Below are 15,251 nucleotides of genomic sequence, written 5' to 3'. Positions count from 1 at the left end.
GCCCCTCATCTTCAGACGGCTTGCGCATCCATGGATTGTACGGTGCTCCGATCGGTGCCGTCAGTGACTCAAGGGTATGTTCTTTCGTGAAAATTCTAGTGACTGGTGGTGCAGGATTTATCGGCTCGGCAGTAGTTCGGCATATTATAGCCAATACTTCTGATGCGGTTGTAAACGTCGATAAGTTGACCTACGCCGGCAATCTTGAGTCATTGGCCGAAGTTTGCGATAGCCCTCGTTATGCGTTTGAGCAGGTCGACATCTGTGATCGGGAGCAAATTGACCGTGTTTTGTGTGAGCATCAGCCTGATGCGATCATGCATCTCGCCGCGGAGTCCCATGTAGATCGTTCGATCTCCGGTCCTTCGGAATTTATTCAGACCAACATCATCGGCACTTTCAATCTGCTCGAAGCGTCGCGTCTGTATTGGCAGGGTCTGGGGCAGGATCGCAAGTCGCTGTTTCGTTTTCACCACATTTCGACCGATGAAGTGTACGGTGATCTTGAGGGGGTGGATGATCTGTTTACTGAAATCACGCCTTATCAGCCAAGTTCTCCTTACTCTGCCAGTAAGGCAAGTTCCGATCACCTTGTGCGCGCTTGGGGTCGCACCTACGGGTTACCGGTTCTGATTACCAATTGCTCGAACAATTATGGGCCGTGCCATTTCCCGGAAAAACTTATTCCCCTGGTTATTCTCAATGCCCTTGAAGGCAAGGCCTTGCCTGTCTATGGCAAAGGTAATCAAGTGCGTGATTGGTTGTATGTCGAGGATCACGCTCGAGCGTTGTACAAAGTTGTGACTGAAGGTGTTGCAGGAGAGACCTATAACATTGGTGGGCACAATCAGAAGCAGAATATCGAAGTCGTTAAAATACTCTGTACGTTGCTCGACGAATTGTGCCCGGAGTCGCCACATCGTCCTCACGCTGGCTTGATCACGTACGTCCAGGACCGCCCTGGGCACGATCAACGCTACGCGATAGATGCGCGCAAGATCCAGCGCGAGTTGGGCTGGGTACCATCGGAAACTTTCGAAAGCGGGATTCGCAAGACTGTCGAGTGGTATCTGAAAAATACCCAGTGGGTAGCGCACGTGAAGAACGGCAGCTATCAGCAGTACATCGACCAGCATTACAGTAATCGCCCGGTTCAACCATGAAAATTCTGTTGCTTGGAAAAAATGGTCAGGTCGGTTGGGAGTTGCAGCGTTCGCTTGCCCCATTGGGGGAATTGATCGCGCTTGACCGGCTTGGCCAGGTTGACTTGTCCGGGGATCTTTCGGATCTGCAGGCGTTGCGTGCCATGATTCGCCAGGTTGCTCCCGATGTTGTGGTCAATGCTGCGGCCTATACCTCAGTGGACAAGGCTGAATCCGATACCGAAATGGCTGACAGAATTAATGCTCGTGCAAGTCAGGTCATTGCCGAAGAAGTCGAATCCCTGGGTGCCTGGCTGGTTCTTTACTCTACCGACTATGTATTTAACGGGCAGGGTGATGCACCTTGGCGCGAGACGGATCAGGCAGCCCCTCTCAACTACTACGGCTTGAGCAAGTTGAATGGTGAGAACGCCATTATTGCCAGCGGCTGTCGCTATCTGATTTTTCGCACGAGTTGGGTTTACGCGGCACGAGGCAATAATTTCGCGAAAACCATGCTTCGGCTCGCCGCAGAGCGAGAGACGCTGAACGTTGTCGCTGACCAGGTCGGTGCGCCTACAGGGGCTGACCTGATTGCCGACGTGACTGCCTTGGCGCTGCAAAAAGCACTGCGGCAGCCAGAATTGGCAGGTGTCTATCATCTGGTGGCTGCAGGTCAGGCTTCGTGGTACCAATATGCTAGCTATGTAATCGATTTCGCCCGAGCCCACGGCGAGGGTGTTCTGGTCAAGAGCGTTGTCCCTGTGCCTAGTACTTCGTTTCCGACTCCCGCTCGACGCCCCCTTAATTCCCGTCTGGATACTCGGAAAATCCGGGAGAGTTTTTCTCTGAGCTTGCCGGAGTGGGAAGTCGGAGTTACTAGAATGCTGATGGAAGTTTTGAATAAATGATGGCTACTACTCGTAAGGGAATTATTCTGGCCGGCGGCTCGGGGACACGTTTGCATCCACTGACGCTGGGTGTATCCAAACAGATGCTACCGATTTACGACAAGCCGATGATCTTTTATCCGCTGTCAGTGCTAATGCTTTCGGGAATACGCGAGATCCTGATTATTTCCACGCCTGAAGATTTGCCGAGCTTTCGCAAGTTGCTGGGCGATGGTAGTCGATACGGTATTTCGCTTTCGTTTGCCGAGCAGCCTAGTCCTGATGGATTGGCGCAGGCTTTCATCATCGCTGAGGAGTTCATTGGCGATAGTTCGTGCTGCTTGATCCTCGGCGACAATATTTTTTACGGTCAGCATTTCTCCGACAAACTGCGTTCGGCAACTCGTCAGGAGTCGGGAGCGACGGTATTTGGTTATCACGTTTCTGATCCAGAGCGTTTCGGTGTAGTCGAATTCGATGCCGAAGGTCGTGCGCTGAGCATTGAAGAAAAACCGGCCCAGCCAAAGTCCAATTACGCGGTCACGGGGTTGTATTTTTACGATAATCGGGTCGTTGAAATCGCCAAAAGCATCCAGCCTTCTGCGCGTGGTGAACTTGAGATCACCGATGTTAACCTGGCTTATCTGCAGCGGGATGCGTTGAAAGTCGAGTTGCTGGGGCGTGGTTTTGCCTGGCTGGATACCGGAACTCATGACTCGTTACTGGAAGCCAGTCACTTCGTTCATACCATCGAGCAGCGCCAAGGTCTGAAGGTGGCCTGTCTGGAAGAGATCGCCTACTACAACGGTTGGATGAGCACCGATCAGTTGCGCAGTCAGGCACAGGCTCTCGGTAAAACCGGTTACGGTCAGTATTTAAGCAAACTCCTGCCTCCTGCTGGCATTAAAGTAAATGCTCCGCCGAAACTTTCGAAGTGATTGCATATTGATTCGGGACGGACACAGGCGCAGCTTCAGGATGAATATAGCGGGGGATTGAGTGAATAAATCTAGGGTGCTTGTGACGGGTGCAAACGGATTTGTAGGGCGTGCGCTAACTGAAAAACTGCTGGCGAGTGATAGTTTCCTCCCTGTTGGCGCTGTTCGTGACCCGGCTTCGGGACCCTTGCAGGCCGAGCGAATTTTCTACGAGTTGGAAAATGGGCTTTCGGTGGAGGCGCTACGCGACGTCGATACAATCGTTCATGCCGCTGCACGCGTACATGTCATGAAGGTCTCGCAGTCCGATGATCTGACTGCGTTTCGCAAAGCAAATGTCGAAGGCACTTTGAAGCTGGCGCACAGTGCTGCACAGGCGGGGGTTCGGCGGTTCATTTTTATCAGCTCGGTAAAGGTCAACGGTGAGCAGACCCTTCCCGGCAAACCCTATCTGGCCACTGATACACCCGCACCGGTAGATGCATACGGCATTTCCAAGTCGGAAGCGGAAACCGCGTTGCGCGATTTGGCCGCAGAGACCGGACTGGAAATCGTGATTATTCGACCGCCACTGGTCTATGGGCCTGGTGTGAAGGCCAACTTTCAAAAGTTGCTGGGCTGGGTTCATTCCAGGCTGCCATTGCCGTTCGGCTCGATTACCAATCGGCGCAGTCTCGTTGCGCTGGAGAATCTTGTGGACCTGATCTTGCACTGTATCAGCCATCCTGCTGCGCCGGGCAACATATTTCTTGTCAGTGACGGCACAGATTTCTCCACGACTCAATTGTTTCAGGGAGTGGCTCGGGCGCTAGACGTGCGTTCGTCGTTGATACCTGTTCCTCAGCGATTATTAGCTGCCGGGCTGATCGTTCTGGGGCGGCGAGCGCTGGCGACACGCTTGTGTGGGTCGCTGCAGGTCGATATCAAGCGCACCTGCGAATTGTTGGGGTGGGCGCCGCCGGTTGGAAGTCAGCAGGCGTTGGATCGTGTAGCCAAAGATTATCTGGAAACTAAAAAGAAATGAGTTGGTTATTGCTGGTTGGGGTATTCCTCGCGTCTTGGTCGCTAACGCTCGTCCTGCGCGGCTACGCACTGCGCAACAAACTCATGGATGTACCTAATGCGCGCAGTTCCCACAGCATCCCGACGCCCAGAGGCGGTGGTGTGGCCATCGTGGTTTCATTTTTGACGGCGTTGTCGGTCTGTGTGCTGACGGGAGTGTTGCCTCAAGGGCAATTCATTGGTCTGTTTGGTGCGGGTATAGCTGTCGCTCTGATTGGTTTTGCCGATGATCATGGGCATATTGCCGCGCGCTGGCGATTGCTTGGGCATTTTGCTGCGGCTATCTGGATTCTGATTTGTTTGGGAGGGTTGGCGCCGCTGGATATGTTCGGTTTCAAAGTCGACCTCGGATGGTTCGGGGCGGTTCTGGCGTCGATTTATCTGGTCTGGGTGCTCAATCTCTACAATTTCATGGATGGCATTGACGGCATCGCCGGCGCCGTGGCGATTTGCGTGACGGTGGCCGGAGCCATTTTATATTGGTTGTGTGGGTTTACTCAGGAAGTCTGGGCACCGCTGCTGCTCGCGAGTGCCTGTGCCGGATTTCTGGTCTGGAATTTCCCGCCAGCGAAGATTTTCATGGGCGATGCAGGCAGCGGTTTTCTCGGCATAGTGCTCGCAGGTATGGCGCTTCAAGCTGGCTGGGTCGAGCCGCACCTATTCTGGAGCTGGTTGATATTGATGGGGGTGTTCATCGTTGATGCCACCTACACCATGCTGCACCGGCTGATTCGTGGCGAGAAAGTCTACGAGGCTCATCGCAGTCATGCCTATCAATATGCTTCTCGCCAACACCTCAGCCACAAGAAGGTGACGGTGGCGGTCATTCTGATCAACGTCCTTTGGCTGACGCCTCTGGCTTTTTGGGTGGGGAAGGGCGGAATTGATGGCGTAAGCGGCCTTTTGCTCGCCTATCTGCCATTGATTGCGCTCGCGATCCGATACAACGCCGGCAAAGCGGAAGCTTGAGCGGGAGCGAAGGGTCTGGCCGCCTCTTCTTGATGCGCTGCAATGGGTGTAACTGCCATGCAACACGGTGTGCCGCATGAATGGCAAGCGGTCGCCCGACGCTCAATAATAGAAAATTGTATGGTAAACTTCGCGAGTTTTTATAAGGTGATGGCATAAAGCTAGCAGCTGGTGCGATTTTTTCCTTGTAAGACCCCGGCAGCGCCGCTGCCGACATGGGTTTATGTGCGTGTTCGGCAGTACCTCTTTGCAGGCGTACTCGAAGCCTGAACCGCATTTCCTGGGCTGCATGGATGAACAGCGGGTTCCTGGCAGGCGTTTCCGTGGTGTGATTGACCTGAGTTCTGGTGCTTCTGGAACTATGTCGATTTTTTGCTCACCGGAGTTGCCGAGGGGTTCTGCCTCGCATTGAGTAGAGATTCGCGATACGCCCTCCTTTGGAAGCAGCGCATCAAGACGTCCAACCGATGAGTAGGAACCAGGTCACGAACAGCAGTTCTGGCCTGGGAAGTGAGGAGTAAGGTAATGAAAGTTTTGGTGTTGGGTGTTTCCGGAATGCTGGGTAACGCAGCCTACCGAGTCTTGTCCGCTAACCCCGAGTTGAGGGTTTTCGGTACGGCTCGAAGTGAAGGTGCCCGCAAGTTTTTTTCACCGGCCTTGGCCGAGAACATTGTACTGGGCGTAGACGTCGAAAGTCAGGACTCTCTTATCAAGGCTTTCGGTACGGTCCGTCCCGATGTCGTGATCAACTGCGTAGGTCTGGTCAAGCAACTGTCCGATGCCAACGACCCGCTGATGGCCGTGCCGATCAATACGATGCTCCCGCATCGTCTGGCCGCATTGTGCAAGGCCAGTGGCGCCCGACTGGTGCATATCAGTACCGATTGCGTCTTCTCCGGGAAGAAGGGCGGCTACCTCGAATCCGATTTCCCGGATGCCTACGACCTCTATGGTCGCTCCAAATTGTTGGGCGAAGTGGATTACCCACACGCGATTACTTTGCGCACATCGATCATCGGTCGCGAATTGTCCGGCGCCCGCAGCCTTGTCGGCTGGTTTCTCGCGCAGCAAGGCAAGGTTGACGGTTTTACCGGTGCCGTGTTCTCCGGTTTGCCGACCATGGAGCTGGCCCGAGTGATCAACGAGTTCGTCCTGCCTCGACCTCACTTGCACGGCTTGTACCATGTAGCTGCCAAACCGATTAATAAGTACGACTTGCTAAAGCTTGTAGCGAGCACTTATGGGAAAGACACGGAGATTGTCCCTTCCGATAGGCTGACAATTGATCGTTCGTTGAATGCAGACCGTTTCGCGGAGGCGACAGGCTACGTTGCCCCGGAATGGCCTGTATTGATCAAAAACATGCATGACTTCAATTAAGCGCAAGGTTTAGATAATGTTTGATAATAAAGTATTAATGATTACTGGTGGCACAGGTTCATTCGGTAATGCTGTTCTTAATCGTTTTTTGAAAACCGATGTCAAAGAAATCCGTATTTTCAGTCGTGACGAGAAAAAGCAAGAGGATATGCGGATTGCTCTGAACAATCCGAAACTCAAGTTTTACATTGGTGACGTTCGCGACTACGCAAGCATTCGTGACGCTATGAAAGGCGTTGACTACGTTTTTCACGCAGCAGCGTTGAAACAGGTTCCATCGTGCGAGTTCTATCCGATGGAAGCTGTGCGCACCAACGTACTCGGTGCAGACAACGTCATGCAGGCAGCGATCGAGAACAAGGTTGATCGCGTTATCGTGCTCAGCACGGACAAGGCTGTCTACCCGATCAACGCGATGGGCATTTCCAAGGCAATGATGGAAAAGCTTATGGTTGCCAAGGCTCGCATGCAGTCGGAAGGTGAAACCGTTTTCTGCGCTACTCGTTATGGCAACGTCATGGCTTCCCGTGGCTCAGTGATTCCGCTGTTTATCGAACAACTGCGCGAAGGCAAGCCGATCACCATCACCGATCCGACCATGACGCGTTTCCTGATGTCCCTGGAAGACTCCGTCGATCTGGTACTGCATGCTTTCGAACACGGCCGACAGGGCGATATCTTCATTCAGAAAGCTCCTGCATCGACCATCGAAGTGCTCGCGCAGGCGCTTAAGGAACTGTTCCAGAAAGACAACGAAATTCGCATCATCGGTACTCGTCACGGTGAAAAACTCTTCGAGTCGCTGGTTGCACGTGAAGAGTTGGCGAAAGCCGAAGACATGGGTCAGTACTACCGTGTGCCTGCCGACAATCGCGACCTGAACTACGCAAAATTCGTCGTGGAAGGCGAAACCGAGATTTCTGCTTTCGAAGATTACACTTCCCACAATACCGAGCGCTTGGATATCGAAGGCGTGAAGAAGTTGCTGTTGAAGCTTTCCTATATTCAGGAGCAACTTAATGCTTAAGGTAATGACGATTGTAGGGACCCGTCCTGAGCTGATCAAGATGTCGCGTGTTATCGCGGAATTCGACGAGCACACAAACCATATCCTCGTGCACACCGGACAAAACTTCGACTACGAGTTGAACGAGGTTTTTTTTGAGGAAATGGGTATCCGCAAACCGGATCACTTCCTCGGGGCAGTCGGCGCGAATGCCGCGCAAACCATCGCTCGGGTCATCGAAAAAGCCGATGAAGTCCTGGAGGCCGAAAAGCCGGACGCCTTGATGCTCTACGGCGACACCAATTCCTGCCTGGCGGTCATTGCTGCAAAACGCAGAAAAATCCCCGTCTTCCACATGGAAGCCGGTAACCGCTGCTTCGACCAGCGTGTCCCGGAAGAGCTGAATCGCAAGGTGCTCGACCATTTGAGCGACATCAATCTGGTGTTGACTGAGCATGCTCGTCGCTATCTCCTCGACGAAGGCATTCCGCCGGATCGCATCATCAAATCCGGCTCCCACATGGAAGAAGTGCTTGGGCACTTCATGCCAAAGATCGAGGCATCGCCGATCCTCGACGAGCTGGGTCTGAAATCGAGGCAATTCTTCGTCGTGAGTACCCACCGCGAAGAAAACGTCGACACCCCGGCCAACTTGCAGGATTTGCTGGACACTTTGCAGGCATTGGTAAAAACCTACGACATGCCGGTTATCGTTTCCACCCACCCGCGTACTCGTCAGCGTCTGGAGGCTCTGGGCCTCGACGGCCTGGATTCGCGAATCCGGTTCCTCAAGCCGTTCGGTTTCTTTGCCTACATCAAGCTGCAGAAGGAAGCGTTCTGCATCCTGTCCGACAGCGGCACCATCACCGAAGAAGCTTCGCTGCTCGGTTTGACCGCGGTCACCATCCGCAACGCTCATGAGCGTCCGGAAGGCATGGACCAGGGCACGCTGATCATGAGCGGCCTGAAGTCGGAGCGGGTTCTTGATGCCGTGCGTATCGTGACCAGCCAGGATCAGGCAGGTGCCGTGCGTCGCGTGGTTCCAGACTACGAAGGTGGCCTGGTATCGCAGAAAGTGCTGCGGATTGTTTTGAGTTATACAGATTTTATCAATCGGACTGTTTGGTCCAAGTAATCCGAATTTAGCGCAAGCACAAGAATTAGTGAGATTTGAAATGAGCACGAATAATCGGACGTTAGACGCAATTTATAATGAAGGTGAGCGTCTGGTGCCGGGTGAGACTCACGGCCGGGATGAAGTAGTCCGCCATAAAAGTAGTTATAAGCTGTTTCGTGCTGTCATCGAAGCCGACATCCTGCGCGATCCGTCGATGCTGGAAGCCGGTATCAAGATTCTTGATATTGGCTGTGGCACTGGCCACGGTACTTTCATGCTTGGTGAAATCCTCGGCGCCAAGATTGTAGGTATCGATCCGAGCATCGAGTCGGTTCAATACGCGAAAGACAATTACGGTTCGAAGAACATCGAGTACGTGAATGGTGACGCCGAGTCGTTTGTTCGCGACGCTCATACTTTCGATTACGTTGTTTCACGCCATGCGCTGGAGCACGTAGTCGATGGTCTGAACTTTGCGCTGAAGGTGGATTGCCGGAAGCGTCTAATGGTCAACGTTCCCTTCAACGAAGCGGATGGCAACCCTCATCACCTTGTTCACTGGATCAAGGAAGAGCATTTCGACGCCTATCCGAATAAAGAGTTTTTCTATGAGGGGCTGGACGGCGTTACCGAGCTTACGCGTAATGATGAAACTCCACCCAATTCGATTCTGTGCATTTCCAGCGCTACGGAACTGAAGCCGGTACGTGAACTCTTCGAGTTCCCGATTGCCGAGTGGAAGCCGGAGTTCTTGCAAAACCTGGGTATCGAAGCGCTTGAGTCCGATCTGGAGCAGCGTGAACAGCAAGTACAGCAACGTCTGCAGTATTTCATCGAAAAAGAAGCTCAACTTGACGCGCATTACTCCAATCTACGTGATCTTGAAAACGATGTTCGTCGTCGCGAAGACTGGGTTGCAGAGAAAGAAGGTCAGCTGGCTAATCATGAAACGAACTTGAACGGCATTCAGGCTGATCTCGTTCGCCGCGAAAAGATTATTGCCGAGAGCCTCATTGCACGTCTTGCACTGAAACTAGGTTCTTCCAAGAAATGAAGGTTCTTCAGGTCAATGGCTACGAGTCCCCTGGTCGTCGTTTTAATGGTCTTTCCATTACGCCGCTTCTAAAAAAATACGATGTCGAATCCCGGCATCTTATTTGGGAAAAGGACACTCAGAACCCGGACGTGCTGACGTTCGAGGGGAAAAATACAAGGAAAATCAACCGGATCCTAAATCGGGTTGAGCGTTTGACCTCGATGCAATCAGTGCTCTACACGAATGCCAGGCAGATGATGAAAATGCCTGCGTTCGAGGAAGCGGATGTGTTGCACCTGCACATTATCCATTCGGGCTACATGAGCCTTGGCGACCTGCCCGAAATCACTCGTCGCAAGCCAACGGTGTGGACACTGCATGACCCGTGGGCCATGACAGGGCATTGCGTCTATCCGTTCGAGTGCAAGCGCTGGATGACCGGTTGTGGCAAGTGCCCCGACTTGGACATCCACTTCCCGCTGTTAATGGACACGACACGTTTTCTGTTTCAGTACAAAAAACGTGCGTACAACAAATCGAAGTTCGACGTAATCGTGGCGTCTAAATGGATGCGCGATATGGTTGAGGCTTCGCCTCTGTTCGAGGATGTTGATATTCATCAAGTGCCTTTTGGCTTGGACCTGAACTTCTTTAACCCGAATGCTTCGCCGGATGCGCGCAAGCGCTTTGGCATTCCTGACGACGCGTTGGTCATCTGCTTCCGGGCAGTCGATAACCAGTTCAAGGGTTTGCCTTACATCATCCAGGCGCTGGAGCGTATCAGCGCCAAGCAGCCGGTTTGCCTGTTGACGCTTAACAGTAAAGGGTTGATGGAGCAGTTCAAGGATCGATTCCAGCTCGTTGAATTAGGCTGGACCAATGACGAAGAGCTGGCCCGTGATGCGTTTGTTGCGTCCGACATCTTCCTCATGCCATCGATTGTGGAAGCCTTTGGTGTAATGGCCATTGAAGCGTTCGCCTGCGGCAAACCGGTGATCGTGTTCGAAGGTACATCGCTGCCGGAAGTGACATTTGCTCCGGAAGTAGGGGTGTCAGTGCCGATGCACGATGGCGAAGGGCTTTATCGCGCTCTGCAGCATCTGATCGACAATCCGGCGGAGCGTGAAGAACGCGGTCGCAAAGGACGAGAGATTGCCGAAAAACATTATGGCGACGACTTGTACGCACAGCGGCTGGCGGAGATCTATAAAACGGTTGCTGCTAAATGAAAGTACTGCTTTTAACTGATATACCACCGTGCCGTAACTTTACCGCCGGTCTGGTGCTGGATCGGTTGGTTGGCTTTTTGCCCAAGGATCAGGTTGCCATCTGCGCGGTGGTCAACCCTGCGTTGAATCCGGAGATCCCTGCGGAGCTCGACGAAGTCCCCAAGCTTCTTCTACGCAAGCCGCGGGAAGCTGCGGTACGTGTCTTGCCGCGCAAAGCCGGGATTCTGTCGGCTTTTCCGTTCGAGTTGGTCCAGGCCAACCGTGTTCAACGGGAGTTGCTTCCGCAAATCGTCGAATTTGCCAAAGCACAGAAAGTTGATGCGGTCTGGGTCGTTCTGCAAGGCCAGACCATGGTGCGCCTGGCTCGCCAGGTGACCCAGGCACTCAATGTGCCACTCCTGACTCAGGTCTGGGACCCGTTCGGCTGGTGGCTACAAGCGAATCTCATCGACGGTTTTACCCGTCGTCGCTTGCTCAAGGAGTTTGACCAGGTCATCAAAGGCAGTGCGTCGTGCGCCACCGCATCGTGGGCGATGTCCGAGAATTACACGAACAAATACCGTGTCGTGAATGCTCCGGTGATTGCGGGGTTGCCTCGTGAACTGGCCTTGCAGCCAGCAACGAAAGTGCATGATCGCGATGAGTTCATCATCGCCATGGCCGGCCAGTTCTATGCGCAAGCGGAATGGGAATGTCTTCAATACGCCTTGAATGCCTGTAACTGGAAAGTTGCCGGCAAGCGTATTCGTGTGCGGGTGATGGGGGGCGCGTTCAAAGTGTTTACCCAAAGTCCTTCGAACTTTGAATATCTTGGCTGGCAAAGTCAGGATGAGACGATTCGACTGCTAGCCGATTCTGATCTTCTCTACATGCCTTACTGGTTCTCCGGTGAGTACCACGAAGAGTCGAGCAACAGTTTTCCATCGAAGCTTGTTACCTATTTCGCTTCAGGCCGGCCGGTGTTTTGTCATGCGCCGAGTTACGCCTCTCCGGCGAAGTACATCAAGGCCAATGATGCTGGTTTCCTGTGCGAATCGCTGGATACCTCCGTCATCATCAATCAGCTGGAAAGGGCTGTGCAGGACAGCGAGGCTTACGCTCGCTTTGCCGCCAACGGCTATTCATGCTTCATGAAGGATTTCACGCTGGAGCGCATGAAAGAGTCATTTCTTGCGTTTCTGGGAAATCACACCAAAGCATCAATAGGGCTTTCTAATTGAGTCAGAATATCTTTACTGCTCATCTCCGACATTTCGATCTCATCAAGCAACTCATCAAGCGGGATGTGGACATGCGATTCAAGGGTGCCCTGCTGGGCGTCCTGTGGCCACTGATCACGCCGCTGTTGACGTTGGCGATGTACGCGGTGGTGTTCGGATATTTCCTGCCTTCCCGCTGGCCTGGCGTTGAGGGTATTACCGGTTTTGCATTAATGCTGTTTCCCGGTCTGATCGTCTTTACGTTCTTTGCCGAATGCGTGAACCGTGCGCCCAACCTGATCACTTCGAATCCCAATTTCGTCAAGAAAGTGGTGTTTCCGGTCGAGTTGCTGGTCTGGGTACCTATCGGCTCGGCGGTTTTTCAGTTATGTCTCAGCATCGTTGCATGGGCGGCCATTGCACTGTTCGTCAACGGCAGCCTTCAATGGACCATCGTGTTTCTGCCAGTCGTCATTGCGCCGCTGGTGCTTTGCCTGTTGGGCATTACCTGGTTCCTGAGCGCGCTTGGAGTATTCCTGAGAGATATTGCGCAACTGACGATTGTTATCACCCAGGCATTGATGTTCTTCTCGCCGGTTCTGTATCCGCTCGACAAGCTGCCGCAATGGGCCAGTCATCTGATCATGCTCAATCCGCTGTCGTTCATTGTTGAACAGGCGCGGTTGGTGATGATCAACGGTGCGATTCCCAATTTCCCGGGCTTGTTGATCTACACCTGTGTCAGTCTGGCTGTCTGCTGGCTCGGGCTGCGTTTCTTCAGATCTGTCAGACACGGCTTTGCGGACGTTTTATGAGTATGGACATGACTACAGAAATAAAGCCGCAGCCCGTCATCGAGGTGGTTGGCCTGGAAAAGGCATACCACATCTACGATGCGCCACATGATCGTCTGAAACAGATCTTTCTGGGCTGGAAGCGCAACTACTATCGCGACTTCCTGGCGCTGAAGGATGTCAATTTCGAAGTCCTCAAAGGGCAGTCGGTGGGTGTTATCGGTCGAAATGGTGCCGGTAAAAGTACTCTCTTGCAGCTGTTGACCGGCACCCTGACACCCACTAAGGGCTCGGTGAAGATCAACGGCAAAGTCGCCGCAGTCCTTGAACTGGGTTCGGGTTTCAACCCTGAATTCAGCGGGCGCGAGAACATCTATCTGTATGCCAGTCTGTTCGAGCTGAAGAAGTCGTGCATCGAAGAGCGCTTTCAGAAGATTGTCGATTTTTCCGAACTTGGCGACTTTATCGACCAGCCGGTAAAGGCTTATTCCAGTGGCATGCAGGCGCGTCTGGCGTTTTCGGTCATTGCCCATGTCGATGCCGATATTCTGATCATTGACGAAGCGTTGTCCGTAGGGGACGCATTTTTCGCACAGAAGTGCATGCGTTTCCTGCGTCAGTTCCAGGAGCGCGGCACGATTCTTTTCGTCAGCCATGACCTGGCCGCTGTCACCGCTTTCTGCGATCACGCGATCTGGCTGGAAGGTGGGGTTGTGCGCGATGCAGGCTCTGCGAAAGATGTCTGCGAAAAATATTTCGCCCAGCTTTACATGCAGCATACCGGCGCCGAGGGCGCGGCCGCTGTTGCGGAAGTTGCCGTAGAAGACGAAGAGACCGAAGAAGTCATCGAGGAAGAGCCAGAAGGCGAGATCATCGAGCAACGGGTTGTCATGCGCGATGATGAGACGATTTGTAACGGTGCTCAGGAAATCGAGTCTTTCGGCTTCAATCCGCAGTCATCGACTTTTGGCACAGGTGGCGCAGAAATTCTCAACGTCAGCTTTATCAATGCAAAAGGTCGTCCGCTGACCGTTTGTGAAGGTGGTGCGGACGTTGTTGTGAAAGTTACGGCCAAAGCCATTCATGACGTTGATTTGCCGATTATCGGTTTCATCATCAAAGATCGGCTGGGGCAGCCGTTGATCGGTGGCAACACCTATCACTCCTACAAGGAGTCGCCTGTCAGAGTCCGGGCCGGTAAACGGGTCGACGCTGCGTTTCATTTCAAGTTGCCAATACTGGCGGTGGGTGATTATTCGATCGTTGCAGCCATTGCCAATGGTACGTTGCATGAACATGTGCAACTGCACTGGATGCATGACGCGGTCTTGTTCAAAGTAGTTGCTACCAGCATCGATGGCGTGATCGTCGGCGCGCCACTGGAAAAAATCATTCTTACCTCCAAGGATTGAGCCACCCATGACTCAACAACAAGATCCAGGTCGTTTAGCCTGGGCGGACGCATGTCGATTGATAGCAATGTTCGGCGTGTTGATCATTCATATTTCGGCGCCGATTTTCTACGACTTTAGAAATATCGAACTGAACAGTTTTCTGGTGGCCAACGCACTTGACTCGATAGCACGTGTAGCTGTTCCTCTGTTTGCGATGCTTTCTGGTGCGCTGCTACTGGGCCGAGACATGTCCAAAGGATTGGGAGGGATTGTTTCCAGAGTTCTAAAGGTTGCTATTCCATTAGCCTTCTGGAGCGTATTGCACGTTTTCTGGATCAACTACTGGACCGGCAAACCGATGGATATTCCAAATGCGCTGGCGCAAGCCCTGCGCGGGCCTGTGATGTATCACCTGTGGTTTGTCTACATGACTATCGGTGTCTACATCCTCCTGCCGGTTCTGCAACCAATTTCCGTGGCACTGTTGAGCAGCAAGAGGTTGGCCGCTTACTTCTTCAGTGTGTGGTTCTTGATCAACTCGGTGACGGTCTATTTCCCGCTCAGTATCCTGCCTCACCTGACGTTGACGAGCTTCCTCAATTGGCCGGGTTATTTCCTGCTGGGGTTCTACATCGTACGTTCGGATATCCTGAACAAGATTCCCGCGTGGTGCAGTGCTGTGGTCTTTTGTCTGGCAAGCCTGGCGACATTCCTGCTCAGTTGGCGCTTCAACTCGCTGTCGCCGAAGCCGGACGAAACCGCGTTCCTGTACTTTAGCCCTAACGTGCTGATTGCATCGTGTGCAGCGTTCCATTTGATCCGGAAAATTCGCGTTGCCCCGCTACTGGTGCGGCCGGTTGCGTTTTTGTCCAGCATCGTTTTCCCGGTCTACTTCATGCACCTGCTGGTTATTGAACTAATCAAGGCAGGGATGTTCGGGTTTACGTTGAATCTTGCATCAATGTCGGCATTCTCCGCGATTTTCAGCCTGTCGTTGTCCACGTTTGCGGTGTGCCTGATTTTGGCTGCACTGACTCGTGTGATACCGTACTCGGCAAAACTGGTTGGTTAACTATTTAATTCTGATAAAAGCCG

Annotated in this window: 14 protein-coding genes; all 14 read left to right on the top strand. The window is 52.9% G+C overall.

The window, feature by feature from the left end:
* The first annotated feature begins 86 nt into the window (after positions 1–86).
* Complete coding sequence (rfbB, locus tag PSH90_RS18740; protein ID WP_305381283.1) at positions 87–1,163, top strand: dTDP-glucose 4,6-dehydratase; 1,077 nt, start codon at positions 87–89, stop codon at positions 1,161–1,163.
* The gene (rfbD, locus tag PSH90_RS18735) at positions 1,160–2,053 is read left to right on the top strand and encodes a dTDP-4-dehydrorhamnose reductase (RefSeq protein ID WP_305381281.1); all 894 of its coding nucleotides are present in this window, start codon (positions 1,160–1,162) and stop codon (positions 2,051–2,053) included. The genes rfbB and rfbD overlap by 4 nt, the downstream gene beginning before the upstream one ends.
* Positions 2,050–2,970 carry a glucose-1-phosphate thymidylyltransferase RfbA gene (rfbA, locus tag PSH90_RS18730; RefSeq protein WP_305381279.1) on the top strand — a complete coding sequence of 307 codons (921 nt, stop codon included), beginning with the start codon at positions 2,050–2,052 and terminating at the stop codon, positions 2,968–2,970. The genes rfbD and rfbA overlap by 4 nt, the downstream gene beginning before the upstream one ends.
* 61 nt (positions 2,971–3,031) lie before the next feature.
* The gene (locus PSH90_RS18725) at positions 3,032–3,994 is read left to right on the top strand and encodes an SDR family oxidoreductase (RefSeq protein ID WP_305381278.1); all 963 of its coding nucleotides are present in this window, start codon (positions 3,032–3,034) and stop codon (positions 3,992–3,994) included.
* Positions 3,991–5,001 (top strand): glycosyltransferase family 4 protein, encoded by a 1,011-nt coding sequence (locus PSH90_RS18720; RefSeq protein WP_305381277.1) that lies wholly within the window; start codon positions 3,991–3,993, stop codon positions 4,999–5,001. Before PSH90_RS18725 ends, PSH90_RS18720 begins: the two co-directional genes overlap by 4 nt.
* A 525-nt stretch (positions 5,002–5,526) precedes the next feature.
* On the top strand, positions 5,527–6,381 hold the full coding sequence (locus tag PSH90_RS18715) for an SDR family oxidoreductase (RefSeq protein WP_305381276.1): 855 nt from the start codon (positions 5,527–5,529) through the stop codon (positions 6,379–6,381).
* A gap of 16 nt (positions 6,382–6,397) precedes the next feature.
* The gene (locus tag PSH90_RS18710; protein WP_305381275.1) at positions 6,398–7,408 is read left to right on the top strand and encodes a polysaccharide biosynthesis protein; all 1,011 of its coding nucleotides are present in this window, start codon (positions 6,398–6,400) and stop codon (positions 7,406–7,408) included.
* Positions 7,401–8,522 carry a non-hydrolyzing UDP-N-acetylglucosamine 2-epimerase gene (gene wecB / locus PSH90_RS18705; protein WP_305381273.1) on the top strand — a complete coding sequence of 374 codons (1,122 nt, stop codon included), beginning with the start codon at positions 7,401–7,403 and terminating at the stop codon, positions 8,520–8,522. Before PSH90_RS18710 ends, wecB begins: the two co-directional genes overlap by 8 nt.
* A gap of 40 nt (positions 8,523–8,562) precedes the next feature.
* Positions 8,563–9,558: a bifunctional 2-polyprenyl-6-hydroxyphenol methylase/3-demethylubiquinol 3-O-methyltransferase UbiG gene (locus PSH90_RS18700; protein ID WP_305381271.1), complete on the top strand. Its 996-nt coding sequence runs from the start codon at positions 8,563–8,565 to the stop codon at positions 9,556–9,558.
* Complete coding sequence (locus PSH90_RS18695) at positions 9,555–10,769, top strand: glycosyltransferase family 4 protein (RefSeq protein ID WP_305381270.1); 1,215 nt, start codon at positions 9,555–9,557, stop codon at positions 10,767–10,769. Before PSH90_RS18700 ends, PSH90_RS18695 begins: the two co-directional genes overlap by 4 nt.
* Positions 10,766–11,989, top strand: a complete 1,224-nt coding sequence (locus PSH90_RS18690; RefSeq protein WP_305381269.1) for a glycosyltransferase — start codon at positions 10,766–10,768, stop codon at positions 11,987–11,989. The genes PSH90_RS18695 and PSH90_RS18690 overlap by 4 nt, the downstream gene beginning before the upstream one ends.
* Complete coding sequence (locus PSH90_RS18685; RefSeq protein ID WP_305381267.1) at positions 11,986–12,783, top strand: ABC transporter permease; 798 nt, start codon at positions 11,986–11,988, stop codon at positions 12,781–12,783. Before PSH90_RS18690 ends, PSH90_RS18685 begins: the two co-directional genes overlap by 4 nt.
* Complete coding sequence (locus PSH90_RS18680; protein WP_305381265.1) at positions 12,780–14,174, top strand: ABC transporter ATP-binding protein; 1,395 nt, start codon at positions 12,780–12,782, stop codon at positions 14,172–14,174. The genes PSH90_RS18685 and PSH90_RS18680 overlap by 4 nt, the downstream gene beginning before the upstream one ends.
* A gap of 7 nt (positions 14,175–14,181) precedes the next feature.
* The gene (locus PSH90_RS18675; protein ID WP_305381264.1) at positions 14,182–15,228 is read left to right on the top strand and encodes an acyltransferase; all 1,047 of its coding nucleotides are present in this window, start codon (positions 14,182–14,184) and stop codon (positions 15,226–15,228) included.
* The last annotated feature ends 23 nt before the right edge of the window (positions 15,229–15,251 follow it).

It is taken from the genome of Pseudomonas sp. FP1762 (assembly GCF_030687105.1).
GTDB lineage: Bacteria > Pseudomonadota > Gammaproteobacteria > Pseudomonadales > Pseudomonadaceae > Aquipseudomonas > Aquipseudomonas siliginis.
This window is presented reverse-complemented; position numbering and strand designations above follow the sequence as displayed.